Annotated in this window: 23 protein-coding genes; 5 read left to right on the top strand and 18 right to left on the bottom strand. The window is 61.2% G+C overall.

The features are described 5' to 3' along the window. Positions 1-32: 32 nt before the first annotated feature. The gene (locus tag ACO07T_RS20470) at positions 33-1,130 is read left to right on the top strand and encodes an ABC transporter ATP-binding protein (protein ID WP_422050933.1); all 1,098 of its coding nucleotides are present in this window, start codon (positions 33-35) and stop codon (positions 1,128-1,130) included. Positions 1,131-1,221: 91 nt separating this feature from the next. Here the strand turns inward: ACO07T_RS20470 and ACO07T_RS20465 are convergent, their stop codons facing one another. Next, positions 1,222-1,890: a helix-turn-helix transcriptional regulator gene (locus tag ACO07T_RS20465; protein WP_422050932.1), complete on the bottom strand. Its 669-nt coding sequence runs from the start codon at positions 1,888-1,890 to the stop codon at positions 1,222-1,224. A 187-nt stretch (positions 1,891-2,077) separates the two neighbouring features. Between ACO07T_RS20465 and ACO07T_RS20460 the strand changes: the two genes are divergently transcribed. The 4 genes from ACO07T_RS20460 (at position 2,078) to ACO07T_RS20445 (ending at position 4,688) form a co-directional block, all read left to right on the top strand. Next, positions 2,078-2,296 (top strand): twin-arginine translocase TatA/TatE family subunit, encoded by a 219-nt coding sequence (locus ACO07T_RS20460; protein ID WP_209065315.1) that lies wholly within the window; start codon positions 2,078-2,080, stop codon positions 2,294-2,296. A gap of 17 nt (positions 2,297-2,313) precedes the next feature. Continuing rightward, positions 2,314-2,799 carry a Sec-independent protein translocase protein TatB gene (gene tatB, locus ACO07T_RS20455; RefSeq protein WP_422050931.1) on the top strand — a complete coding sequence of 162 codons (486 nt, stop codon included), beginning with the start codon at positions 2,314-2,316 and terminating at the stop codon, positions 2,797-2,799. Continuing rightward, positions 2,796-3,731: a twin-arginine translocase subunit TatC gene (gene tatC, locus ACO07T_RS20450; RefSeq protein ID WP_422050930.1), complete on the top strand. Its 936-nt coding sequence runs from the start codon at positions 2,796-2,798 to the stop codon at positions 3,729-3,731. Before tatB ends, tatC begins: the two co-directional genes overlap by 4 nt. Before the next feature lie 117 nt (positions 3,732-3,848). Beyond that, positions 3,849-4,688: an ATP-binding protein gene (locus tag ACO07T_RS20445; RefSeq protein ID WP_422050929.1), complete on the top strand. Its 840-nt coding sequence runs from the start codon at positions 3,849-3,851 to the stop codon at positions 4,686-4,688. A gap of 170 nt (positions 4,689-4,858) precedes the next feature. On the opposite strand, the gene ACO07T_RS20440 is transcribed toward ACO07T_RS20445, so the two are convergent. The 17 genes from ACO07T_RS20440 to alr form a co-directional block, all read right to left on the bottom strand. After that, on the bottom strand, positions 4,859-6,076 hold the full coding sequence (locus ACO07T_RS20440) for a LysM peptidoglycan-binding domain-containing protein (protein WP_422050928.1): 1,218 nt from the start codon (positions 6,074-6,076) through the stop codon (positions 4,859-4,861). 126 nt (positions 6,077-6,202) lie between these two features. Further along, positions 6,203-6,856, bottom strand: a complete 654-nt coding sequence (locus ACO07T_RS20435; RefSeq protein WP_209065310.1) for a protein-L-isoaspartate(D-aspartate) O-methyltransferase — start codon at positions 6,854-6,856, stop codon at positions 6,203-6,205. Further along, complete coding sequence (surE, locus tag ACO07T_RS20430) at positions 6,856-7,638, bottom strand: 5'/3'-nucleotidase SurE (protein ID WP_422050927.1); 783 nt, start codon at positions 7,636-7,638, stop codon at positions 6,856-6,858. The genes ACO07T_RS20435 and surE overlap by 1 nt, the downstream gene beginning before the upstream one ends. A gap of 173 nt (positions 7,639-7,811) precedes the next feature. Next, entirely contained in the window at positions 7,812-8,486 is a 675-nt protein-coding gene (locus ACO07T_RS20425) for an SDR family NAD(P)-dependent oxidoreductase (protein WP_422051059.1), read from the bottom strand. 84 nt (positions 8,487-8,570) lie between these two features. Next, positions 8,571-8,828: a hypothetical protein gene (locus ACO07T_RS20420; RefSeq protein ID WP_209065308.1), complete on the bottom strand. Its 258-nt coding sequence runs from the start codon at positions 8,826-8,828 to the stop codon at positions 8,571-8,573. Positions 8,829-9,072: 244 nt separating this feature from the next. Next, positions 9,073-9,633: a DUF2199 domain-containing protein gene (locus ACO07T_RS20415; protein WP_422050926.1), complete on the bottom strand. Its 561-nt coding sequence runs from the start codon at positions 9,631-9,633 to the stop codon at positions 9,073-9,075. A gap of 7 nt (positions 9,634-9,640) precedes the next feature. Beyond that, positions 9,641-11,170 carry an amidophosphoribosyltransferase gene (gene purF, locus ACO07T_RS20410; protein WP_422050925.1) on the bottom strand — a complete coding sequence of 510 codons (1,530 nt, stop codon included), beginning with the start codon at positions 11,168-11,170 and terminating at the stop codon, positions 9,641-9,643. Between the two features lie 368 nt (positions 11,171-11,538). Continuing rightward, positions 11,539-12,801: a TAXI family TRAP transporter solute-binding subunit gene (locus tag ACO07T_RS20405; RefSeq protein ID WP_422050924.1), complete on the bottom strand. Its 1,263-nt coding sequence runs from the start codon at positions 12,799-12,801 to the stop codon at positions 11,539-11,541. Between the two features lie 238 nt (positions 12,802-13,039). Further along, the gene (locus ACO07T_RS20400; RefSeq protein ID WP_209065304.1) at positions 13,040-13,594 is read right to left on the bottom strand and encodes a CvpA family protein; all 555 of its coding nucleotides are present in this window, start codon (positions 13,592-13,594) and stop codon (positions 13,040-13,042) included. A gap of 81 nt (positions 13,595-13,675) precedes the next feature. Then, positions 13,676-15,043: a DNA repair protein RadA gene (radA, locus tag ACO07T_RS20395; protein ID WP_209065303.1), complete on the bottom strand. Its 1,368-nt coding sequence runs from the start codon at positions 15,041-15,043 to the stop codon at positions 13,676-13,678. Positions 15,044-15,057: 14 nt separating this feature from the next. Beyond that, on the bottom strand, positions 15,058-15,495 hold the full coding sequence (locus ACO07T_RS20390; protein ID WP_422051058.1) for a paraquat-inducible protein A: 438 nt from the start codon (positions 15,493-15,495) through the stop codon (positions 15,058-15,060). A gap of 87 nt (positions 15,496-15,582) precedes the next feature. After that, positions 15,583-16,908, bottom strand: coding sequence for an HlyD family efflux transporter periplasmic adaptor subunit (locus ACO07T_RS20385; RefSeq protein WP_422050923.1), 1,326 nt, complete (start codon positions 16,906-16,908; stop codon positions 15,583-15,585). Further along, the gene (locus tag ACO07T_RS20380) at positions 16,905-18,980 is read right to left on the bottom strand and encodes an ATP-binding cassette domain-containing protein (RefSeq protein ID WP_422050922.1); all 2,076 of its coding nucleotides are present in this window, start codon (positions 18,978-18,980) and stop codon (positions 16,905-16,907) included. Before ACO07T_RS20380 ends, ACO07T_RS20385 begins: the two co-directional genes overlap by 4 nt. A 7-nt stretch (positions 18,981-18,987) precedes the next feature. Continuing rightward, positions 18,988-21,402 (bottom strand): calcium-binding protein, encoded by a 2,415-nt coding sequence (locus ACO07T_RS20375; RefSeq protein WP_422050921.1) that lies wholly within the window; start codon positions 21,400-21,402, stop codon positions 18,988-18,990. Positions 21,403-21,513: 111 nt separating this feature from the next. Further along, positions 21,514-22,260, bottom strand: coding sequence for an ABC transporter ATP-binding protein (locus ACO07T_RS20370; protein ID WP_209065299.1), 747 nt, complete (start codon positions 22,258-22,260; stop codon positions 21,514-21,516). Further along, positions 22,257-23,042, bottom strand: a complete 786-nt coding sequence (locus ACO07T_RS20365) for an MlaE family ABC transporter permease (RefSeq protein WP_209065298.1) — start codon at positions 23,040-23,042, stop codon at positions 22,257-22,259. The genes ACO07T_RS20370 and ACO07T_RS20365 overlap by 4 nt, the downstream gene beginning before the upstream one ends. Further along, complete coding sequence (alr, locus tag ACO07T_RS20360; RefSeq protein ID WP_209065297.1) at positions 23,039-24,076, bottom strand: alanine racemase; 1,038 nt, start codon at positions 24,074-24,076, stop codon at positions 23,039-23,041. Before alr ends, ACO07T_RS20365 begins: the two co-directional genes overlap by 4 nt. Positions 24,077-24,200: the final 124 nt, after the last annotated feature.

The following is a 24,200-nucleotide window of genomic DNA, read 5'->3' as shown; positions in this document are numbered from 1 at the left end:
TGGAAACTCTCGGGGATCGCAAGAGGCCACAGGTGCAGTCGCAGATCGAAACTCCCACACCCCGTCTTGAAATCCGCAACCTACGCCGCCGTTTTGGCAGCCGTCAGGTGGTGGACGACGTCTCCCTGTCCCTGCATTCGGGGCAGGTGACCTGCCTGCTCGGCCCATCCGGCTGCGGCAAATCCACCACCCTGCGCATGATCGCAGGGGTGGACATGCAGGACAGCGGCGAGATCTATGTGGACGGCAATCTGATCTGTGACACGGTCTTCCGCGTCCCGCCGGAGCGCCGCCAGATCGGCCTGATGTTTCAGGACTTTGCCCTCTTTCCGCATCTCTCGGTGGCTGACAACGTCGCCTTTGGCCTGAAAGGCAGCCGCGACGCCAAACGCGCGCGCGTCGAGGAGCTTCTGGCCAAGGTCAATCTCGGCTGGGCGATCGACAAATTCCCGCACATGCTGTCGGGCGGCGAACAACAGCGCATCGCCTTGGCCCGCGCACTCGCCCCGCGTCCGCGCATCATGCTGATGGATGAGCCCTTCTCCGGCCTCGATAACCGACTGCGCGACGGCATCCGCGATGAAACCCTCGCTGTCTTGAAAGAAGAAGACACCGCTGTCCTTCTGGTCACCCATGAGCCGGAAGAAGCCATGCGCATGGCCGATGAAATTGCCCTCATGCGCAATGGCAAAATTGTACAGCAAGGCGCTCCCTACAACATCTACAACGCCCCCGTAGACAAGCAGGCCGTCGCTTTTTTCAGCGACATCAATGTGATCCGCTCCACCAGCAACGGCGCGCTGACGGACACGCCTTTCGGTCAGTTCCTGACCCCCGGTCTGGAAGATGGCGCACCGGTTGAGATCGTGATCCGCCCGCAGCACTTGAAACTGGATTTTGACCGCGCCGGCCGTGGCCCGCTGCCCACGCCCTCAGACGGCGTTGCGGCGCGCGGTGTTGTCACCCGTGCGCGCTTCATGGGCAACGAAAGCCTTGTTGAGTTCAAAATGGATCACGATGCCTCAGATCTGAAAGTCACCGTGCCCAATGTCTTCCTGCCCAAAGAAGGCACGGCGCTCTGGCTCACCATCCGCCGCGACCGCTGCTTCGTGTTCCCGGCGGACTCCTGAACGGCGCGGCCCACTTCATTCTGCCAAAAATACTCCGGGCCAAATACGCTGGGGATGAATTGGCGCAGCCAAGAAGGGGCTGGCCCCTTGTCTAACCCTGCGCCTCAAAGTCCCGCAAACTCTTCCCCGGCTCCTCCACAAACAGGCCGGGCAGGGGCGTGATCTCCGTGATCTGATCCACGCGCAGCTCCGCAAACCCATTGCCGGTTTCATCCCAAACCGCCAGCACCCAAACCCGCCCCCAATAGCTCAGCTTCAAAGGCCGCACATCCTGCGCGCTTTCAGAGGTGCGCACACACAGCTTCTGTTTGCCCCGGATCGCGGTGCGCAACGGCTCCAGATGGCGCAACGCCCGCGCACTCACATCAAAGGGATAGCTCGCAAAACCAAAGCCCTGCGTCACCCCGCCCACCTCTTCTGGCAACATGGCGTCGATCTTGGCGCTCAGGCTTTCCGCCGCCTCCCGCAGCTCCCCCTCCATGCCGGTGCCCACCACCGCAAGCCCGATATGCAGCGCCTCAAGCTCCGCCTCTGTCAGGTTCAGAGGCGGCAGGGTCAGCGCCGCCTGCGCCCGGTATCCTGTGCCACGCGCGCCCTCGATCGCCACGCCACTCCCCATCAGCGTTTTCATATCGCGATAGACCGTGCGCAAAGAGACCCCAAGCGCCGCTGCCAAATCCTCCGCCCGATGCAGCTGCCCATCGCGCAGCATCTCCATCAACGACATCAGCCGGTCAGCACGATTTTCCGAGGTTCCCATGGGATGATTCTCTCAATTTCTGCCTTCAAACAGACAACTGACAGAATAGTGACAAATAGAGCAGGGAAAACCCGCGATTTGACGGGATTTACAGCCGCGCTCGCCTTTTCCGGGGGCGGCTCAAGGGGTAGGTAAAAGGCAGATCACTACATTCGGGGCCAACGCCCCACCAAGAAGGAGAGACATCATGGGTATTGGAAACATCGGTCTGCCCGGCATTCTGCTGATCGCGGTTGTGGTTCTGGTGCTGTTTGGTCGCGGCAAGATCAGCGGTCTGATGGGCGAAGTTGGCAAAGGCATCACCTCGTTCAAGAAAGGCATCAACGAAGGCCAGCAGGAGCTGGAAGAAGACGCCGCAGATGCCGCCAAAGACGTGACCCCATCTGACGACAAAGACAAAGTCTGATCTGAGGCCAATCCAATATGTTTGATTTGGGTTTGCCGGAGCTCCTGGTCATTGGCGTTGTCGCGTTGATCGTGGTCGGGCCCAAGGATCTGCCGGTTCTGTTCCGCTCTGTGGGCCGCTTTGTCGGCAAGGCCAAGGGCATGGCGCGCGAGTTTTCCTCCGCCATGAACCAGGCCGCTGATCAGGCGGGCGTCAAAGACGTCACCGACACCATCAAAGGCGCCACTGACGGGCTCAACAAAGTGTCCAATCCGCTCAAAGCGGCCAGCGATGCCTTTGCGGACAGCGCCAATGAGGTGAAACGCTCCATGAGCTACGAGCCCGGAGCCGAAACCACACGCCTGTCCAAAGAGCGCGCGGAGGCTGCGGAGAAGATCCGTCAGAAATCGGCGGAGATGGCGCAGGCGCGTCTAGACAAGGAAGCTGCCGAGAAGGCCGCCGCTGAGTCCTCTGACGCAGGCGCGTCAGACAGCGGGACCGCGCCCAAAAAGGATGATGCATGAGCAACACTGACGAGATTGACGACAGCTCCGCCCCGCTGATCGAGCATCTGGCGGAGCTGCGCACGCGGCTGATCCGCTCCGTGCTCGCCTTCATCGCGGCGATCAGCTTCTTCTTTGTGCCGATTGGCGGGCAGTTCATTGCCGAACACGTGCTGCATTTCCTTGTGGCACCCATTGTCGACGTGCTGCGGGATCTGGGCGATCCGTCCCCCACGCTGCAGTTCACCTCGCCGCAGGAATATCTGTTCACCCTGTTCCGTATCTCCATGGTCGGCGGCTTTGCTCTGGCCTTTCCAGTGATCGGCTACCAGCTCTGGCGCTTTGTGGCCCCTGGCCTCTACAAAAGCGAACGCGGCGCGTTTCTGCCCTTCATGATCGCCTCGCCTTTCATGTTCCTTCTGGGGGCAACCTTTGCCCAATTGGTCGTGACCCCGCTGGCGATGCAGTTCTTTCTGGGCTTTGCCGATGTGGCGTCCGTCTTTGCCAACCTGATGGCGCCTGCGGTCGAGGATGTGCCCGGCACCGTGGCCGCGGCAGCCCCGCAGGCAGATGAAGGCGTGCAGATCACCTTCTTTGGCAAGGTCAATGAAAGCCTTGATATCACGCTGAAATTCATCATGGCCTTTGGTCTGTGTTTTCAGCTCCCGGTGCTGCTCACCCTGATGGGCAAGGCTGGTCTGGTCAGTGCCGATGGCCTCGCCTCCGTGCGCAAATACGCCATGGTTGGCATCCTTGTGCTGGCCGCACTGGTCACGCCTCCGGATGTGGTGACACAGCTGATCCTCTTCACAGTTGTCTATGGCCTCTATGAGATTTCGATCTTCCTTGTGCGCCGTGTGGACAAACAGCGCATCGCCAAGCTCAAAGAAGAAGGCGTCTATTTTGAGGATGACGAAGAGGCCGAAGACCTCGCCGATATCGACACCAAATAGAGCTCACAATGACCTTTTAGAAACGCGCCCCAATCGGGCGCGTTTTTCCTTTGTGTCATCCCCTTGTTGTTGCGCACATAAAATGGTCTGTAACGACAGCAACACCGGAGGCCCGCCATGGATGACACCACTTTGACCCGCATCGCCGAAGCGCTTGAGCGCCTGTCCCCCGCGCCGCTGGCCGCGCCGGATTTCGCTGCTGCGGATGGGTTTGTCTGGCATGTGGATCCCGACCGGCTGGAACCGGTTCCGGAGATCAACCGCGTGTCGCTCGATCTGCTCGTCGGCATTGACCGCTCCCGCGACACGCTTCTGGAAAACACCCGCCAGTTTGCGCGCGGATTGCCCGCCAATAACGCGCTCTTGTGGGGCGCGCGTGGCATGGGCAAATCCTCCATTGTCAAAGCCGTGCATGCGCAGGTGCTCTCAGAAGGCCACGCGCTCAAAATCGTCGAGCTGCAACGCGAAGACCTGCCCTCTGTTGCGCGGCTTCTGAACCTGCTGCGCGCCAGCTCCGAGCGCTTTCTTCTGTTCTGTGACGACCTCAGCTTCAGCCATGATGACCAGCATTATAAATCGCTCAAAGCGGTGCTGGATGGCGGCATCGAAGGGCGTCCGGACAATGTGGTCTTCTACGCCACCTCCAACCGCCGCCACCTGATGCCGCGCGACATGATCGAAAACGAACGCTCCAGCGCCATCAACCCGTCTGAAGCGGTGGAGGAGAAAGTCTCGCTCTCAGACCGCTTTGGCCTCTGGCTCGGTTTCCACCCCTGTTCGCAGGATGACTACCTCGCGATGATTGATGGCTACTGCGCGGCACATGGCGTGTCCGTTGACCCAGAGCGCCTGCGCGCGGAGGCCATCGAATGGCAAGCCACCCGCGGCGCCCGCTCCGGTCGCGTCGCCTGGCAGTTCTTCCTCGATCTCGCAGGCCGCGAAGGCGTCAAAGTGTAACGCACACGGCGGCCTGTGCCGCCAGCGCTTCTCATTCGCCAAATATCCCGGGTGAAGTCACAACTCCGTTGTGACGAGGGCAGCGCCCTCCCTGCGCGCACCTGTGTAGTGCGTGCCTCGGCGGCACAGGCTAAAAACAGCCCCGCCACCAAGCTCAGTCTCTCGGCGGCTTATTTCAGGTAAGGCGCCGGGTCCACGCTGTCAAAACCATCACGCACCTCAAAATGCACAAAGGCATTTTCTTCGGGCAACTGCGCCATGGGCTGTCCGCGTTTCACATTGGTGCCTTTGGACACTTTCACATCGGCAACGTTGTAATAGACCGTCATCAGGTTGTTGGGGTGGCGCACCACCAGAATGGTCACATCATCCGCATCCGTGGTGATCGCGGCCACTTTGCCGTCTGCGGCCGCCAAGACCGGCGCACCGGCATCCCCCGCGATGTCGATCCCGTTGTTCTTGCCCTTGGCATAGGGGCGGATGATCTTGCCGGACACAGGATAGCCCATCGCGGCCTGCGACGCGCTCTGTTGCGCGCCCAGATCCGGGCTTTCAGGTTTTGGCGCAGCGGCCACTTTGGCAGCGGTTGCATCATCTGGCAGCGGCTTGGACGCGCTTGGCGGTGTCGGTGTGGGGGAGCCTTCCCCCGGCTTGGTGGTTGCCACAGTCGACACCGCAGCCGGAGCTGGTGCAGCGGCACTTGGATCGGCTGGCGGGATCAGCAGGATCTGGTTCTCACGGATGGTGAAGTCGCTGCCCAACCCGTTCCATTCCGCCAGCGAGCGCACGGACACATTGTAAAGACGTGCGATGGTGAAGGCGGTCTCTCCGCGTTTCACCTTATGGCGCACCGGCTCAAGCCCGGTCTGCGCGTTTTCCGATGGGGTCGTGACCGGGGCGGCTGCGGGGGCAAGCGAGCTGGTCTGAACCTCGGTGGTGTTGGCGCTTTCAATCGCCCCGCCAGCCAGCGCGGCAATATCCACGCCGCCCGGAGGCACGATCACGCCGGTGCCCCCTGTGGCGGGTGACGGTTCGGCCACACGATAGGGCAGCACAATCACCTCATCCTGACGTAGCTTCACGTCCGGCGCGATGCCATTGGTGCGGCTGAGTTCTTCGACAGGAATGCCCACACGGGCAGAGACATCCTGCAAGGTGTCGTCCCGCTGGGCCACGGCCACCTGATAATTCGGATAGGAGATCACACCGCGGTTGTCGGGGTTGGGGCGCTTGGAGGTGGCGGTCAGCGCCGCATCCGAGGTGTCCAGCGCACTGCCCGCCGCATCGCCCCGCAGATCATAGTCAAACCCGCCCTCACAGGCGGCCAACACGCTCAGGGCAAGTCCTGCGCTGATAAAGCGGATGCGCTTTGCTTGCGAAAAAACCATCTCGATATCCTCACGTGCGGTCCCTTGCGAAGGGGTCTGATGCCATGACCGCTTTGGTTCTGTTTACTACATTGCTGCCCAGATGGGCGACGCCGCCCCCTTTGCCAAGGGGAAAGCCCTGAAAAATCAATCGTTTTCCCGGGCGACACCTTCCAGCAAAGGCACAAAGCGCACCGCCCGCAGCTCGTCATAGTCAAAGCCGTCTTCAGTGCGCCGCACCCGGATCAAACTCTGAACCGCGTCCGACTGCCCGACAGGCACCACCATGATACCGCCGATCTTGAGCTGCGCCAAGAGGGGGCCCGGCGGGTCCTCTGCTGCAGCGGTGACAATGATGCGATCAAAGGGCGCCTGATCGGGCAGGCCAAAGCTGCCGTCCCCGATCAGGGAGGTGATGTTCACGATGCCCATGGCGTCAAACACGCCGCGCGCCTCATGCACCAGCCGCTTGTGCCGGTCCACGGTGTAAACCCGCCGTGCCAGCTGCGCCAGAATGGCCGCCTGATAGCCCGAGCCGGTGCCCACTTCGAGCACCTTGTCGCGTGATGTGACCTCCAGCGCCTGCGTCATCAGACCGACAACAGAAGGCTGTGAAATGGTCTGCCCGCAGGCAATCGGCAGCGGCGTGTCCTCATAGGCGCGCTCCGCAAACAGTCCGCGCACAAAGGGGCCACGGTCCACGGCCTCCATCGCGCCGAGCACCGCCGGGTCCGTCACCCCGCGCGAGCGCAGCGCAAAGAGGAACTGCATTTTGCGTTCTGCAAGCGCGTCCGGATCCATTATTCGATGTCTTTCAATGCCTTCAGGGCGTCATGCGCGGTCAGATCAGCGCGCATCGGCGTGACAGAGATATAACCGTCCAGATTGATGGCGGCGTCGGTGTTCTCTGCGGTTTTGACCTGCTGATTGCCGCCCTTCGCCCAGAGGAAGCGACGCCCGGAGGGCGAAGTGTGCGGCTCCACAGAGAAACAGGTGTCCTGCCGCAGCCCCTGCGCGACTACGCGCACGCCTTTCACATCCGCTGCCAGCACGGGCGGGAAGTTGATGTTGTAAAACAGGCCATAGGCAGAGCCGTTTGGCACCTCGGTGGCAAGGATCTTGCGCAGCACATCTGCGCCATGCTGGCCAGCGGCCTCAAACGGATCCTCTGCCGTGTAGTTCTGCGGGCCCAAGAATTGGGAGAGCGCAAAGGAGGGGATACCCTGCAGCGCGCCTTCAATGGCCGCGCCCAGCGTGCCGGAATAGAGAGCGTTTTCTGCTGAGTTGTTGCCCCGGTTGACGCCGGAGAGGATCAGATCGGGCTGCGCCTCCTTCATCACATCATGCACACCGGCCAACACGCAGTCCGCCGGGCTGCCCTCGGCGGCAAAGCGGCGCTCGCCCATTTTGGCGATCATGGTGGGGTGGGTGTAGCTGATGCAATGGCCGACACCGGATTGTTCAAAGGCCGGTGCCACACACCAGACTTCGCCCTCTGCTCCGGCGAGCTCATTCGCGATCTTTTCCAAAACGGCCAAGCCGGGCGCGTTGATGCCGTCGTCATTTGTGATGAGAATGCGCATGGTGCCTGCCCCCAAATCTCGCCGCGTCTCAAGGCCGGAACCTTGCTGATTTGCTTCTGTCTAGTGGAGCTGCCACGGCGGAGCAAGCGCCACAGTCAGCCATGCGGCGCAACGGACGGTGACTGGGGAATCACCGTCACACTTAAGTTGTGTGCTTTACGGTGTCGGTTGGTTCAGAGGTTGAGCTCCGCCATCAGCCGCGCGGCTTCATCGCGCGGATGGGCCAGCGTTGCGCGGTCTTCGCCGGGGAAGAAACGGGCACGCGTGCCGGTGGGCATGCCTTTAGGCGCAAGGATCGAAACCTTCGGCCCGATGTTTGCGGTTTCCGCCTGCCAGCTCTTGGCCAGCGCGATCTGCGCACCTTTGGTGGCGCCATAAGAGCCAAAAAACTTCTCGCCCGCACGTGGATCGTCAAAGAATACCGCATGGCCTTCATGGCCCAGAAGCGGGCTCAGGAAGGGGATCAGCCGCCCGACAGCGTCCAGATTGATCGCCACGGATTTCTGCCAATCCTTGGCGTCGATGTGATCTGCGGGCGTGAGCGGCGCACCATGGGCGGCGGTGTGTACCCACAGGTCCACTTTGCCCCAACGGTCATGGATCGAGCGGCACAGTTGCGCCATCGCATCGGCATTGGTGATGTCCATCGGCGCCAGCGTGGCCTGACCACCCTTGGCCTGGATGCGGTCATCCAGCTCTTCCAGCGCGCCTGTGGTGCGGGCCACCGCAACCACGTGATAATCCGGCGCAAGCGCTTCGGCGAAAGCGGCCCCAAGGCCACGGGACGCGCCAGTGATCAGCGCGATCTTGTCGCCCGAAGGCGTGGAGGAAACTGGAGTATCGGTCATGGCCACTGGAATGCGGCCAATGGGCAGTGAGGTCAAGGGGCAAGCGCTGGCGTCAATGTCGCAGCGCTGCCCCTCCGTTGACCGCTATTTGGGCATCGACAGCCGTGTCGCGCCATGCCCGCTGTTGAGCACGATGCTGTGGGCGTCAATCGCCAGCACCTTGCCAGATGGCGTGCGATCCCCAGGTTGCACGCGCAAGGTCCGGCCGCTGCGCGTCATCAATAGAGCGCGCGGCCGTGTTTGTGATCCCATAACGCCAATCAGCGTCAGTCGAGATCGGTTCTTCAAGACACCGCTCTGTGTGGCCTGTTCGGCCACCTGCGAAGGCGTTCTGGAGGTCATGGGCTATCCCGGTGTGTGAGTGGTGGCGGCCTTATAGAGATAGCTCCGCTGACTGCCACCGCTGAATACCGGGATGTTGGTTAACGAAAGCTGAATGCCGCCGAGACTCTGCGATTGGCCCAATAAAATAAGCGGATTTCAGCCAGTCAGGGGAGGGAGAGGTTGGTCTGGGTTGAGGTGTAAATTGCCCCATTCGACCCTGAGGTGAGGCAGCGTTATGGCAAGGCCGCCGAGAGGGGATCGGTCAGAGGTCTGGGCGAATGTCGTTGCCGGTTGCCGCATAAAGATCGAGCAGCGCGTCAAAGGTGATTCCCGCCTTTTGCGCCTCTGCCAGCGGCCCGTCATTGAGGCTGAGCCTTGGCCGCTCCTGCGCCCCACCTGCGATCAGCGCGCCTTCAAGCGGGGTCTCGCTTTCATAGTCGGGGATGTCATTCATCAGCCAGGCCGCACAGCCCTCAAAGCCGGGCGTTTCGCCCGTGGCATCGTCGAGGTAGCGGTAGAAATCCGCATCCGCCAAATGCGCCCAGACCGCAAATTGCACAGCCTCGTCACTGCCCCTGATCGGCAGCGCGAGCATCGCCCGCACAAACCGCAGCCCGTCACAGCGGCAGAGATCGGCGGAGAGCTTGTCTTCGCCAATCTCAAGAATCTCCTGCCCGCTGCCCTGCAAATCGCCATGCGGCCACGGATCCGGATGGTCATAGCCGATGTCGATCAACCCGCCAAAACTGCGCCCGCTCTTGGGGCTGACCCAGTCCGGATCATGCAGGCGACGCCAACGGCTATCCAGGGCAAGCAGGCTCACAGGTCGCTCAGCCCTGAGAGGTGGCCAAAGTCGCCCCGTTCCAGCTTGCGCCCGGTGCCGGAGCCTCTTTGATCTTCTTGCTCACCCGGCTGCTGTTTTCCAGATCGGCGAGATATTCCGCGGTCACGCCGCCGGTGATGTACTCCCCGTCAAAGCAGGAACAGTCAAAGCGCGCGATCTCCGGGTTGCCTTCCTGTGCGGCCCAGATCAGGTCTTCCAGCTTCTGATAGAACAGCGCATCCGCGCCCAGTTCTTCGCGGATTTCCTCAATGCTCATGTCATGGGCGATCAGCTCATGTTTGGTGGGCATGTCGATGCCATAGACATTGGGGTGCGACACGGGCGGGGAGGCCGAGGCGATATAGACTTTCTTCGCGCCCGCTTCGCGGCACATCTGCACAATCTTCTTGATGGTGTTGCCGCGCACGATGGAGTCGTCAATCAACAGGATATTGCGCCCATCCATCTCACGCGGAATGGCGTTGAGCTTGCGGCGCACAGATTTCTGACGCTCTTCCTGACCGGGCATGATGAAGGTCCGGCCCACATAGCGGTTTTTCACCAGCGCTTCGCGATAGCGGATGCCAGTGGCATTGCTGACCTCCAACGCCACAGGGCGCGCGCTGTCCGGCACCGGAATGATCGCGTCGATCTCAAGTTCGCTTTCGGCAATCTGCTTGGCCAATGTCTGCCCCATGCGCAGCTGCGCCTGATAGACGGACACCCCGTCGAGCACGCTGTCCGGACGCGCCAGATAAACATATTCAAAGATGCAGGGCGTCAGCTCGCCCTCAACCGCCTGAAACTCATGCAGGTTGCCATCCATATCCACCAGCAGCGCTTCGCCGGGCTTCACGTCGCGCATTTTCTCAAAGCCATTGATGCCAAAGGCCACGTCTTCGCTGGCAAAGGCATAATCGTCACCTTCGCCATCTGCGGCGCGTTTGGCCACGGACAGCGGGCGGATGCCATGAGGGTCGCGGAACGCCAGCATGCCAACACCTGCAATCAGACAGATCACGGAATAAGCGCCCTGCACCCGCTCCATGGTCATCTTCACACCGGCAAAGATATTGCGGATCGCATCGCCGCTGCCGTTCACTTTGATCGCATCAGCCACTTTGTCCGCCAGCACGTTCAGCAGAATTTCACTGTCGCTGGTGGTGCGCAGATGACGGCTATACTTGCCGGTCACCTTCTCGCGCTGCGCATCGGTGTTGGTGATATTGCCGTTGTGCACGAGATAAATGCCGTAAGGCGCATTCACAAAAAACGGCTGTGCTTCGGCCGCGCTCAGGCTGCCCGCGGTGGGGTAGCGCACATGGCCCATGCCCACACGGCCGGTCAGGGTTTCGGCGTCGCTGGCCTGAAACACGTCTTTGACCAGACCATTGGCCTTGCGTTCGCGGAAAAACCCGCCGGTGTAGGTCACAACACCCGAGGCGTCCTGTCCGCGGTGCTGCAACATCAGCAGCCCGTCATAAATCTCCGCAAAAACATCGTCATTGCGATTGGCGATCCCCAGAATTCCGCACACGTGCAGCGCTCCTATCTTCGGACTAGGCTTGGCTAGATTGGGTGGTTAGGCACCTTCGCGACGCATGTGTTTGGCGCTTTTGGAAGGTCGGTGTCTCTGCACGTTGCGCGCGGAGCGCTTGGGTTCGGGTGCAAGTCCACCCGCCGCAAGAGGCGGCTGTGAATGGGGTATGGTTTCGCCCAATGATCACAGAGGTGGCTCCGAATCCCTGTTTCGTGCTGCGCCTGTCTTAAGCGCTCCGGTAATCTATGTCACGAAAGGATCACATTGGACGGGCCAGAAAGCGCGCCCTGTCGCCGCGTCGTTTTGGTTTTTGATCAAACGGTTAAATTAGTGGCGCAGAAAGGAGGGTAGGGCGGTGGCGAGACCTACTTTGCATCCACACGCAGTTGCCCAATCCGTTTGCGCACCAAGTCGATATGCATGCGTGCGTGATAGGCGGTCTGCCGATAGGCCGGGGGCAGGCGCAGCTGCGAGATCTTGCGATCCACCGAATCCAGTGCCTTGGCGAGCCGCTTGAGATCCTTGGCGCTTGAACTGTCGCTGACTTTGGCCTCGATCTCGCGGATGTGGCTGTAGTGTTTCCAGACCTGCCAGCCGCGAAAATAGGAATAGATCATCGGTGCGATCCGCAGCAGCGGCAACAAAAGGAACAGAATGGGCAGGATCAACAGAAACAGCCGATTGACCTGCGCCGCCATCCAATAGGGCAGCAGATTGTGCCAGGTCGAGGGCCCCGTTTCGATCAATTGGCGTGCCACGTTGTTTTCAGGCATGCCAATGCCTTCGGCCACCGGAAACGCCCCGCGCTCTGACAGGATGTCCCGCCCGGCATGCAGCTCTTTGGCCGCCATGGTCAGCCGGTTCACCAGCGCCGGATGCAATTTCGGATCAATCGCCATCTGCGCCTTTAGGGCCAACACATGCTGTGTTTCCGTGGGCTGCACCGGATCAAGCGCAATCGCACCCACGGGAATATCAACGATATCGGCATACTCCATATGCCGCGCAATCGCCTGCGTGTAAGACAGCGGCAAAAGCGTGATCTCATCAGAGTTAAACGCCTGCGACAGATAGGGCGCCTCAATGCTGCTGACCAGAAAGGCCATGTCGAGCCCTCCCGCCTGCAGGGCAAAAATTGACTGCGCCGCGCCCAGCTCAAGCTCTTTGTTGTCCGCCTCAGGCAGGCCAACGGCCTCTCTGAAATCTGCAAAGGCCGCTGCCGTGCCGGAGCCAAGCGCCCCGCGCGAAATCTGCAGATCCCGCCACAACGCGGGATTTGAGGGCAATTGATGATCGCTGCGCACAAGGAACAGCATCGGCTCATAAAACAGGCCGCCAATCGCCTCGGCCTTGCCCGGAGGCACCGTGATTCCGGCCTGCAAAAACGCGGCATCCACCGCGCCAAGCGTCAACAGCTCCGCATTGTCGACCGAGCCGTTGGTGTAAAGAATCTGCACGTCAATGTCGTCACGCGCCAGAATATCGCGGTAGCGTTCCGCCATCAGCGCATAGGCACCGCCCCGCGCACCCGCCGCCAGCGAGAGCGTTTTGGGCGGCAGCAAGACCGACACCACAAGGGCAATACAAAGCGCGACCGTCAGCGTCGTGAGGGCAATCCAAATGCGCATGAAAGGGCTCAAAATAGCTTGTTTCCCCGCACGGTAGCCGCCGTTTGTCCGCCAAACAAGAGGGCGGCGAACAGGCAGGTGCAACTGTGGAAATCAGGCCGCGCCCCAAGGACGGCCTGCGCGCACCGATCAAACGTCATTGTGCTTTTGCCCCCCGCCGGTTGCCCCGACGCATGAAAAAAGCCCGCCACCAACCGGTGCGGGCTTTCAGCAGGACTGTGTAGAACGATGTGCTGTCTTACGCCTCGCAGACGCCAACCAGCTGTTCGTATTGGGTGGTGATCCAACCCAGCGCTTCCTGTGGGTCGCGGTCGTCAATCTGGCGGGTGATGCGGCTGAACACTTCGGCCGAACGGCTGTCATCCACCATCGCGATAGACTGGCTGGTGATCACGGTCTCATAGACAAAGAAGGCAATCGCAACCAGTAGGATGCCGCGCAGCACACCGAAAATAAAGCCAAGGCCCTGATCCAGCCCACCCAGTGCAGAGCGCTGCACGATGGAGGAGAACAGCGGCGTGAACAGCGAGACCACCACCAGCGACAGCGCAAAAACAGCGGCAAAGGCGGCGATGATCGACAATTCACAGCTGTCGGCCAGATATTCACCCAGAATGGGCACTTCTTTGACCAGCGGCTGGAGAGATCCGGCAAACATGAAGGCCAGCACAGCGGCGGCAACCCACCCGGCGATGGCCATGGTTTCCCGCACAACGCCGCGGCTGTAGGCCAGCAGCGCCGAAATTACGATGATGCCCGCAACGACGGCATCGATGATGGTGAAACCTTCCATGTAGTCCTGTCCCTTATGACCGGCCCTGTGACCGGCCCCGGTTTGCCTTGCGGCGTCTGTTTTTACGTGCGTCCGTCCCCGTCAGCCCGCTCCGAATACTTCGCCCACAAAACTTGCCAAATCTCCAATACGGTTCAGCTTTATGCCGTCAACTGTGTTGGTTTTGCCGCCCTTTGGCGCGATTGCCGATGAGAAACCAAGTTTTTGGGCTTCTTTCAACCTATTTTCCGTCTGACTCACCGCGCGCAGCGCGCCAGACAGGCTGATTTCGCCAAAAACCACTGTATCGGCGGGTAAGGCGCTGTCTTCACGGGCGGAAACCAGTGCGCAGGCCACCGCAAGGTCTGCGGCCGGTTCGCCGATTTTCATGCCGCCTGCCACATTGAGGTACACATCCAGCCCCGCAAAGGGGATGCCGCAGCGCGCTTCCAGCACCGCGAGAATCATCGCAAGCCGCCCGCTGTCCCATCCGACAACCGTGCGGCGGGACTGGCTGTGCGGTGACGGGGCCACCAGCGCCTGCAATTCTGTCAGCACGGGGCGGGTGCCTTCGATCCCGGCAAACACCACGCTTCCCGGTGTCGGCTGGCCGCGATCAGACAGAAACAGCGCGCTTGGATTGCCCACTTCCACCAGCCCGCGGCCGGTCATTTCAAAAACGCCGATCTCATCCGCGGGACCAAAGCGGTTTTTGACGGCGCGCAGAATGCGGAACTGATGGCCGCGCTCGCCCTCAAAATAGAGCACCGTATCGACCATATGTTCCACCACGCGGGGGCCTGCGATTTGCCCCTCTTTGGTGACATGTCCCACCAGAATGATCGCCATGCCTTTGCGTTTGGCAAAGGCTGTCAGCTCATGCGCCGCCGCGCGCACCTGACTGACGGAGCCCGGCGCGCTGCCCACATTGTCGCTCCACATGGTCTGGATGGAATCGATGATGGCAAGCTGCGGCCGTTCGGCCTCCAGCGTGGTCAGGATGTCGCGCAGATTTGTTTCGGCGGCCAAAAGCACGGGGCTTTCCGTCAGCTGCAGCCGTTGCGCCCGCATCCGCACCTGCGCGCTGGCTTCCTCGCCGCTCACGTAGATGGTTTTGACACCTTGGCGCGCAAACCGCGCGGCGGCCTGCAACAGCAAGGTGGATTTGCCGATCCCGGGATCGCCGCCCACCAGCAAGGCGCTTGCCGGCACCAGCCCGCCGCCCAGCACGCGGTCAAGTTCCTTCACGCCGCTGATGGTGCGCGGCGGCGGGGTTTCCTTGGTGGCCAGATCAGACAGCTCGATCCGCCGCCCCTTCGCATTGCCAAGTGCGCTGCCTGCGGGGCCCGCCCCGAAGGGTGCCTCTTCAACGATCGTATTCCATTCGCCGCAGGTCTCACAGCGTCCCGACCATTTGGAGGAGACGGCGCCGCAGGCCGAACATGTGAATTGGGTTTTGCTCTTTGCCATTGTGCCGTTTTGGATCACGACCGCTTGCGGGTCAAATGGCTAATTGTCAGCGACGCCAGAATACAGCCGGTGAACAGATAAAGCCCCCAGCCGGTGTAAACCGTCACATGGCCCGCGCCCTTGGCGATCACGATATAAAGCGCGATCAGAAAAACATCGCCCATCGCCAGCTTCCCCAGAAACTCCAGCGTGGGCAAAGCTTTGCGGCGCAAGAGACCAAACTGAATGAGCGCAATGCCGATGACTTTCAGATAAGGAGCGAAAATCGCCAGAAACGTCACCAGAAGCGCCAGCGCCACATCGGTGCCCCACAAAGATTGCAGCCCGGAGACAATCGAAATCTCGCTGAGACCAAAAATCGGCAGCAGGCCCGCGCGCATCAGCGGTGCAAACCACGCAATCGGAAACAAGAGCAGCAGCGAGAGATTGGCCAGACGCAAAACAGACTTCATAGGAACAGTGCTAGCCTGCACAACCGCGCCGCGCAAGCTGGCCTCACGGGGGAATAGCGTCACTCTCTTCCCTCCTCATTTGCACCCTCAATCCTGCAAAGCTTTTTGCATAAACGACCAGAACGGGCCCATCAGATAAGCACCAAAGGTGGTGCTGCGGCCGGTAAAGACCACTGTCACCGGCATATCGGTGGCCAAAGTGGCCTCATCTCCGAGCGTGGCCAAAAGTGCTGCGTGGTCCTCCGCATCAATCTGCGCAATCCCGTCATAGCCCATCACCGCGCCATCGGCATTGCGGCGGGCTTCCGGTGACAGCGAGGTGATCGTCGCCTGCACGCGCGGGTGGCTGCGCTGCGGGAGCGCCGCCACGGTCAACTGGCCAGACATGCCCACCCGCAGCTGATCAATCACCTGAGGGTGCGCCAGAAAAGACACCTGATGTCGCGCGCTTGGGCGGGCCAGTGTCAAAACCGTTTCCGCACGCGGTATGACCATGGCCGCCGTGTCAAAATAGAGTGCGGCGACAATGCCTGCTTCCGGCGCGTGAATCTGAGCTTGATCTATCTGCGCGCTCAGGCGCAAAATCTGCCGCTTGAGCCGTGGGATCGCTTCTTCGAGTTGCGCAAGCCGATCCAGAAGCTGCTGACGAAACTCGAGTTTCTCGCGCATGACCTGCATCGCGGCCTGAATGGCCTGATTGCGCAAGGAAGACACTTCTGCCCGGTCCCGCTCCAGCGCGGCTTCGAGCTCCAGAATGTCCTCGCCAAGCGCATCCATATCAGCGGCGCGAAAGGCGCCCTCTGCCCTCAGGCTGGCATATCGTTTGTGCCGGGCGAGCATGGAAAGGCGCTGCTCCTCACGCCGCGCCATACTTTGCGAAAGATGGATCATCCGTTCCTCAAGCGCGCCTTCCAAGGTGGCACTCATGTCGGCGCGCAGTTGCATGGCGGTTTGCATATTGCGCATGCGCCGCACCGCCATCTGCGCCGCATCGCTGGTTTGCGCGCCATCGCCCGCGTGCGGCAGCCGGTCTGACAGCGCCGCCCTGATGGTTGCGCGCTCTTCGATCATCGGGGTCAGCGCGGCCTGCAATGCGTCCCGTTCTGCCCGTTCCTGATCCACATCGAGTGTCATCAACACTGCGCCACGGGCCACCTCTTCATGCTGGTCCACATGGATCTGCGCGATTTTTCCCCCAAACGGATGCTGCACATCATAGCTTGGGCGGGCGGCATTCAAATGCCCGGACGCCGGAATAGACGTGGCCAGCGGCGCGAGCGACGCCCAGAGCGCAAACAACAACAGAGCGCCAAATACCACGGCGCAACCAATGCGCAAAGGGCGCGTGACCCGGGTTGGCAGCTCTGTATTGGCCGGGTCGGGGGCGGCGGAGAATGCGGCTGCGTCACTCAATGTTGGGGCACTCCCTGCAAGGTGACGGGGCGTGTGGAAATGGTCGCGCAATAGACCGACTGGCCGTCAATGTTTTGAATGTCAAACCGGTCGCTCATCTGGGAAATCACCGCCAAGGCCGCCTCATCCCCGGGCAGGTCGGCCATCTTTGTGCTGGGCTGGCGCAGCAGCTCGGCGATTTTGCGAATTTTGGCATCTGCCTTGGTGCGCCCCTCCTCAGTCACCGTGATTTCACAGCTCTGGTCAGAGAGGAAACGGAACAGGAAAACCGCCTGCCGTGCGGTGTCCTGCGCGCCGCTGGCCTTGGTGAGGGTGAAGAGCTCTGTTGCAATAAGCTCGGCCCGGTTTGAGAGATCTGCATCTGAGGCCCGTGTGAACTGTGCGCTGACCCAATCGGTGAGATCCTGAAGGCTTGTGTCGCGCAACGGCAGCTCAATGCGCCGTCGCCCGCTGCTCATACGGCCCAGAACCTCGCCACGCGCACCAAAATCCGCCATGCGTCCGTTTTCTAACAGTAAAACGTGATCGGCGAGTCCCATCAGGCCGGATCGGTGCAGCACCATCACCACCGTTGTGCCTTGTTTCTTAAGCCGTGCGAGCACGGCACAAAGCTGCCGCTCGCCTGCGGCATCAAGCAGGGCATTTGGCTCATCCAGAAACAGATATTTTGGCTGGTGATAAATCGCGCGCGCCAGCGCAACGCGTTGTTTTTGTCCGGCGGACAGCAGATAGGGCGCTGCGCCGATATCCGTGTCATAGGATTGCGGGAGGGCAGAGATCAGGCCGTGCACCCCGGCATTTTTGGCCGCCTCCACCACATCTGCGTCTGAGATGTCGGGCGCAAATCCAGCGATGTTTTGTGCCAGAGTGCCGTGAAACAGCTGCGCCTGCTGCGGCAGGTAGCCGATGTGGGCGGTGTGGCTTTCGTTTGGCAGGGTTTTGATTTCTGTTTCATCCAGCCAGACGGTGCCAATGGGGCAGGGTGTTGCGCCGCTCAGCGCCTCAATAAGGGTGGTTTTGCCGCTGCCAGACGGGCCAATGATCACAAGGCAGTGGCCTTTGGGAATTTGAAAGCTGACCCGATCCAGACGGGGCGGGGCGCCACCGCCGCGTGGGGAAATAAGCCCGTCACATCGCAAGGCCCCGGACAGCGAGGGGATCTCTGTTCCGATGTTTTGTGTGGGTGCCGGCAGGTGTAGCAGTTGTTGGTAGGCGGTGCGGAAAGTACGCATGTCGGGCAGGGACGCGATCACCGTTTCAAAGCTGCTGACCGTTTTGGTCAAAATCAGGCTGGCGGCGATCATGCCGCCGGCGCTGAGGGCATCATTGACCACCAGCGCGGCCCCCAGACTGAGGCCAAGCAGCTGCGACAGGCTGCGCACAAAAGCGCTAGCTGCGTTGCTGCTCGCTGATAGCGGGGTCAGCTGATCTTCGATTTGGTTGCGCGCGGCCATGGTGCGCAGAAGTTTGGCGATCAAATTGCGGCTGAGCGCGGCGAGGCCGGGGTGGGCGGCAAGATCCTGCACGTCTTTTTGCGCGGTGGCTTCGCCATCTGCATATTGCGCCAGAAGGGCGGTGCGAGGCGCCATGAGAGCTTTGGAGCCGATGCGCAGCGTGGCCGCGGTGGCGATCAGAGCGCAGGTCAGGGCGACAAACCAGGGGTGAATGATCCACAAGACCGCCAGGAACATGGGCAGCCAGGGCAGGCTTAAGGCTGCGGTCGCCGTCGGGCCGGAAAGGCCGCTTTTTAACTGTGACAGAGCAGCAATCCGATCCTGCTGCTCACGGGGGGGAGAGCCGAGGATCGCGGGCAGGCTGATCCGTTCGCCCCAGCGCGCGGCGCATTGCAAGGTGATGTCGCGCAGACCGTCGACCATAGATTGCAAGAGCAGGGCTGCGGACGCGACCAGCAACAGCAGCGACAGGGTGTGAAGGTTGCCGGTCGGGATCACGCGATCCAGCACCTGCATCATGAAGATCGGGCTGATCAGCACGGCAAGGTTTGAGATCGCGCTCAGGCCGAGGAGCGGGGGCAGCAACCTTTTGAGTTGCGTGAGCGGTGAGGCGTGCATGCTGGCCTCAGAGCAGGAAGTTTGTTTCGTCCAGGTCGTCCGGATCAACAGATTTCAGGATCAAACGGTCATTGCTTTCGCCGCCGGTGAGGGCGGAGAGGTCGATCACCGTGGCCCAGCCCTGATCCTGGATATGGGCCTGCAGATCATCATAGCTGATGCCATAGCTTGAGAGGTCAATGACATCGTGGTCCACCTCAAAGTCGTGGATCATGTCGCGCCCGTCGCCAGCAGAGGCAACAAAAGTGTCCGCATCGCCGTCTTTCCACCAATTGCCGCCCCAGAGGTGGTCATTGCCCGCGCCTCCCGAGATGGTGTCCGCACCGGCGCCGCCAACCAGTTTGTCATCCCCGCCATCACCAGAAAGACTGTCGTCGCCGCTTTGGCCGTGGATATAGTCGCGCCCCGCGCCGCCCTCGGCGGTGTCAGCCCCTTCACCCATGGTGATACTGTCGTTGCCTGCGCCACCGCTTGCAAAGTCATCTCCGGTGCCGGCCATGATGCGGTCGCTGCCCGCATCGCCATGCAAGGCATCGTCATCCGCGCCACCGTGCAGCGTGTCGTCGCCGCCACCGCCGTGCATGGTGTCATTGCCGTCGCCCCCGCGCAGATCGTCATTGCCGCCCTGATCGCTGAGCAGCTGCGGGTTGCGCAGCAGGATCGTGCTGTCAGTATCCACAGGGGCGAATGGATCGGGCGCGCGCGGGTCGACCGCGCCATCGTTACTGCCGGTGCTTTGGGCTTCGGCCATGAATTCGGAATAGGCGGTGCCTGCAGCCCAGTCGACCTCTACGCGGTAGATGCCGCCTTCGGCGGCGGTGCTGCCATCCAGATCATGGTCGCCACGGTTGAGGCCAAAGTAGAGGTTGCCCTCGCCATCCATGAAGACTGCGCCATAGGCGCCTTTGGGCATGCCGGAGCTCATGCCATCGTCATAAAGCGTCGCGGTGATGGGCACCGAGCTGATGGCGGGGCTGCCGCCGTTGGGCACATCAGACACATCGATGCGGTGCACCGCGCCTGGCTCGCCATTGCGGCCCGGGGATTCCACCGCGTAAAATGCGCCGTCCTGCGCGTTATAGGCCACGTCATAGGAGCGCCCGCGAAACAGACCGTCCGGCAGATCGTAGTTGATCGCCTGCGGATTGCCATTGGCATCAAGGGTGTCCACATCAATCTTGGTGACGCGGTTGAGGCTGGATTGGAAGGTCCAGAGGTTCCCCTCGTCATCAAAATCGCCCACATAGTCCGCGACCGGAGTTTCTCCGACTCGGTAGGCGTAGCCTTCTGCATCGACCATCACCAAATCCCGTATGGAGACAGGATTGCCAAGCGCGTCGGTGCCGTTGGCTTTGGCAATGCCGTATATCAGGTCATCTTCGGTGTTGAACCCGATGGCATTGATGCGCAGCCCCGTTGGGTGGCCGGCCAGCTCATATTGCTCGGTTTCCGGGTCAAACACATTGAGCTGCCCGTCGATCATCTGGAAGAGTTTGGATTGCCCGGGGGCGAAGGCCGCAACATGGGTTGTGTCCGCGCCGACGGTGACTTCTTTGAGGTAATAGGGCACGGGGCCATCAAAGATAATCTCGGAATCCGTCTCAGGCGGGGCCACTTCGCGCAGGGTCAACCCGCCGGCCTCACCCGTGCCTGAGACCTCAAAGCTGTGGGTTTCAAACACACCGGAGGTGGTCTCCACCGTGCCGATCACCTCTCCGTTCCAGAGCACCTCAACCTTGCCGCAGGCCGCGCCACCGGCAAGGTTGGCGGCCAATTCAAAGCTGACAGTATATGTTTCGCCAGCCTCGGTTTGAACCGACTGGCTGAGGGCGGTTTCGCCATCTGCCTCGCTGAGAGACCAGCCGCTTTGTGCGGCCATCTGACTGAGCGTGGCGGCACCGCCGCCTGATCCGCTCAGCAGGTTGTTGTTCTGTAAATCGCCGAAAACCAGATCGTGACCCGCCCCGGCATTCACCGTGTCTGCGCCCATTCCGCCGACCGCCACATCGTGGCCGTCCTCCAGATTGAGCAGGTCGTCGCCTGTGCCGCCGTCCACCGTGTCATCCCCGGTGCCTGCGTTCACAGTGTCGTCCCCTGCGCCGGAGGAGAGCAAGTCCTCCCCTCCGTTGCCCAGGACCACGTCGTCGCCGGCGCCGGTTGAAATCACGTCATTGTAGCTGCGGTTGGCGGCATCCCCGTTGGAGACAATGGCGTCAGGGTTATAAACCCAGCGCCCATCGACAAAGATCCACTCATTGCCCACCATATCCCCGGCGGCGAGGTCATTGCCCGCCCCCGATGTGATGGTGTCATCCCCGGCGTGGCCGTTTATCTTGTCCACGCCCGCGCCCGTGGTGAGGGTGTCGTCGCCCGTCGTGCCAATAACCTGATTGACCGGCGTCTGCGGCTCGTTTTCTGGCATACCAATATACCTTTTACCAATACATGCAGAACATTCTGCGAACAGAAAGTTGATAAAAGGTTAAATTATGCCGTGTGCCTTAGGTGAGCTGATCTCCTAAGGCGCGTGCACTCACCGCACCGCCTCAATCGGGCCCTCGGCGCTGCCCGAGATGAACTGGGTCACATAAGGGTCGCCGCTGGCATCCATATCCGCCACGGGGCCGGTCCATTGGATCACCCCGCCATGCAGCATGGCCACATTGTCGGCAATCGCGCGCACAGAGCTCATATCGTGGGTGATGGTCATGGCCGTGGCCCCCATCTCCACCACGATTTCGCGGATCAAGTCATTGATGACGCCCGACATAATCGGGTCCAGCCCGGTGGTCGGCTCATCAAAGAAGATGATGTCAGGTTGCGCTGCAATCGCGCGGGCCAAGCCCACACGTTTTTGCATCCCGCCGGAGAGTTCGGACGGGTAGAGATCCGCCACATCCGGGGTCAGCCCCACTCGGCGCAGCTTTTCGATGGCAATCTCGCGCGCCTCGGCTTTGGGGCGTTTCAGGCTGCCGCGCAGCAGACGGAAGGCCACATTTTGCCAGACAGACATACTGTCAAACAGCGCGCCGCCCTGAAACAACATGCCAAACTGGGCCAGAAACGCATCGCGATCGCCGTGGGTGGTGTCCTTGCCATCCACCATGATCTGGCCGCTGTCCGGGCTCACCAGCCCCAGCACCGACTTCAGCATCACCGATTTCCCGGTGCCGGAGCCGCCGATGATCACCATGGAGCTGCCCTTGGCAATCTCAAGGTTCACCCCGCGCAGCACCTGTTTGGGGCCAAAGCTCTTATGGACGTTGTCAAAGCGGATCATGAGGAGAAAAACAGCCCTGTCAGCACAAAGTTCGCGGCGAGGATCAACACAGCTGCGGCTTGCACCGAGCTTTTGGTGGCCTGGCCCACACCCTGTGCGCCGCGGCCGGAGTTCATCCCGAAGTAACAGCCCATGACCGCAGAGATCACGCCAAAGGCGCAGCCCTTCACAAGGCTTGAGACAATGTCATTCAGATGCAGGAAGTTTGTGGTGTTGCGCACATAATTGGCCGGATTGAAGCCAAGGTTTTCCGTGGCCACCAGGAAGCCGCCATAAATGCCGATCACATCGCCGATGCCCACCAGTACCGGCACCACAATCGCGGCGGCCAGCACACGTGGCGCGGTCAGATATTTCATCGGATGGGTCGACAGCGTCACCAGCGCGTCAATCTGCTCGGTCACCTTCATGGTGGCGATCTCGGCAGCAATCGAGCTTGTCACCCGCGCCGCCACCATCAGGCCCACAAGCACAGGGCCCAGTTCGCGCACCATACCAATGGCCACGATTTGCGGCACCACGCTTTCCACGGAAAACCGCGAAGAGCCGTCATAGATCTGCAATGCCAGCGCGCCGCCGGTGAAGATCGCGGTCATGCCCACCACAGGCAGGCTCAGCCAGCCGATGTTAAACAGCGCATTGAGAAACTCGCGACCATAAAACGGCGGGCGGAAGATATGGCTCAACGCCCCCCAAAGGAACAGCGCCACATCCCCGATGGTGTTGAGGATCGACAGCGTGTTGCGGCCAATCGCATTCAGAGGCTTGAGCAGAACACTCATGACACTTTGTAGCGGCGCTGATAGCGCTGTCCCATGGAGGTCAGGATTTCATAGCCGATGGTGCCCGCCGCATCGGCCAGCGTGTCCACCGACTGGTGCTGGCCCAGCAGCTCCACCTCACGGGGTTCTTCTGACAGGTCGGTCACGTCAATGCCGATCATATCCATCGAAATGCGGCCAATCAGCGGACAGCGCGCCTCCCCGGCAAACACGTCGACCTTTTCGCCCATGGCGCGGATGATGCCATCCGCATAGCCTGCGGCGATGGTCGCCACGCGGCTGTCGCGCTCGGCGATCCAGGTGTTGGAGTAACCCACGCTTTCGCCTGCCGGAACATCGCGCACCTGAATGACAGGGATGCTGAGCGTCGTCACCGGCGTGGCCTCGACAAATGGCATCCCGCCATAGAGCCCCACACCGGGACGGGTCAGATCAAAGTGATAATCAGAACCCAAGAGAATGCCGCCGGTCGCAGCCAGCGAGCGGGGCACATCCAGCCCGTCGGTCATCTCTTTGAACGCGGCAAGCTGGCGCGGGTTCATCGGATGCTCCGGATCATCGGCGCAGGCCAGATGCGACATCAAAAGGGTCGGGCCGCGTTGCAGCACCAATTCGCGCACAGCGTCCCACTCCGGCGCTTCCAGCCCAAGCCGGTTCATGCCTGTGTCCAGCTGCACGCCAAACGGGTGCGCGGGCAGGGCTTCCACATGACGCACGATCTGATCCACCGAGTTCAGCATCGGGGTCAGCCCCAGATCGCTGATCATATCGGTGTCGCCGCGCATATGACCGCTGAAGATATTGATCTCCGGATCCGGTCCCACAGCCTGTCGCAGCGAAGCGCCTTCTTCGGCGGCAGCGACGAAAAAGCGGGTCACACCAGCGCGCATCAAAGCCCGCGCCACGCGGTCCGCGCCCAAACCATATCCATCCGCCTTCACCACGGCGGCGGTCTCCGCGCTTGTGCGCGCATCCAGCGCCCGCCAGTTGTGCAGCAGCGCGTCGAGATCAATTGTCAAAGTTGCAGTAGCCATGAAGGCGTTTGTTGACGCCTCACCGCACAAGGTCAAGGGCTAAGACGTGGCGAATTTTCGGATGCAGGGCTCTGTTTCGCTGTTGCGCAACGTCCGCTGCATAAACGATCTCGGTTTGGCGGCT

Origin of the sequence: Shimia sp., from assembly GCF_965227725.1 — a bacterium.
Classification (GTDB): domain Bacteria; phylum Pseudomonadota; class Alphaproteobacteria; order Rhodobacterales; family Rhodobacteraceae; genus Shimia.
Note: the sequence above shows the minus strand (reverse complement) of the source record. Positions and strands in the feature narration are given on the sequence as shown.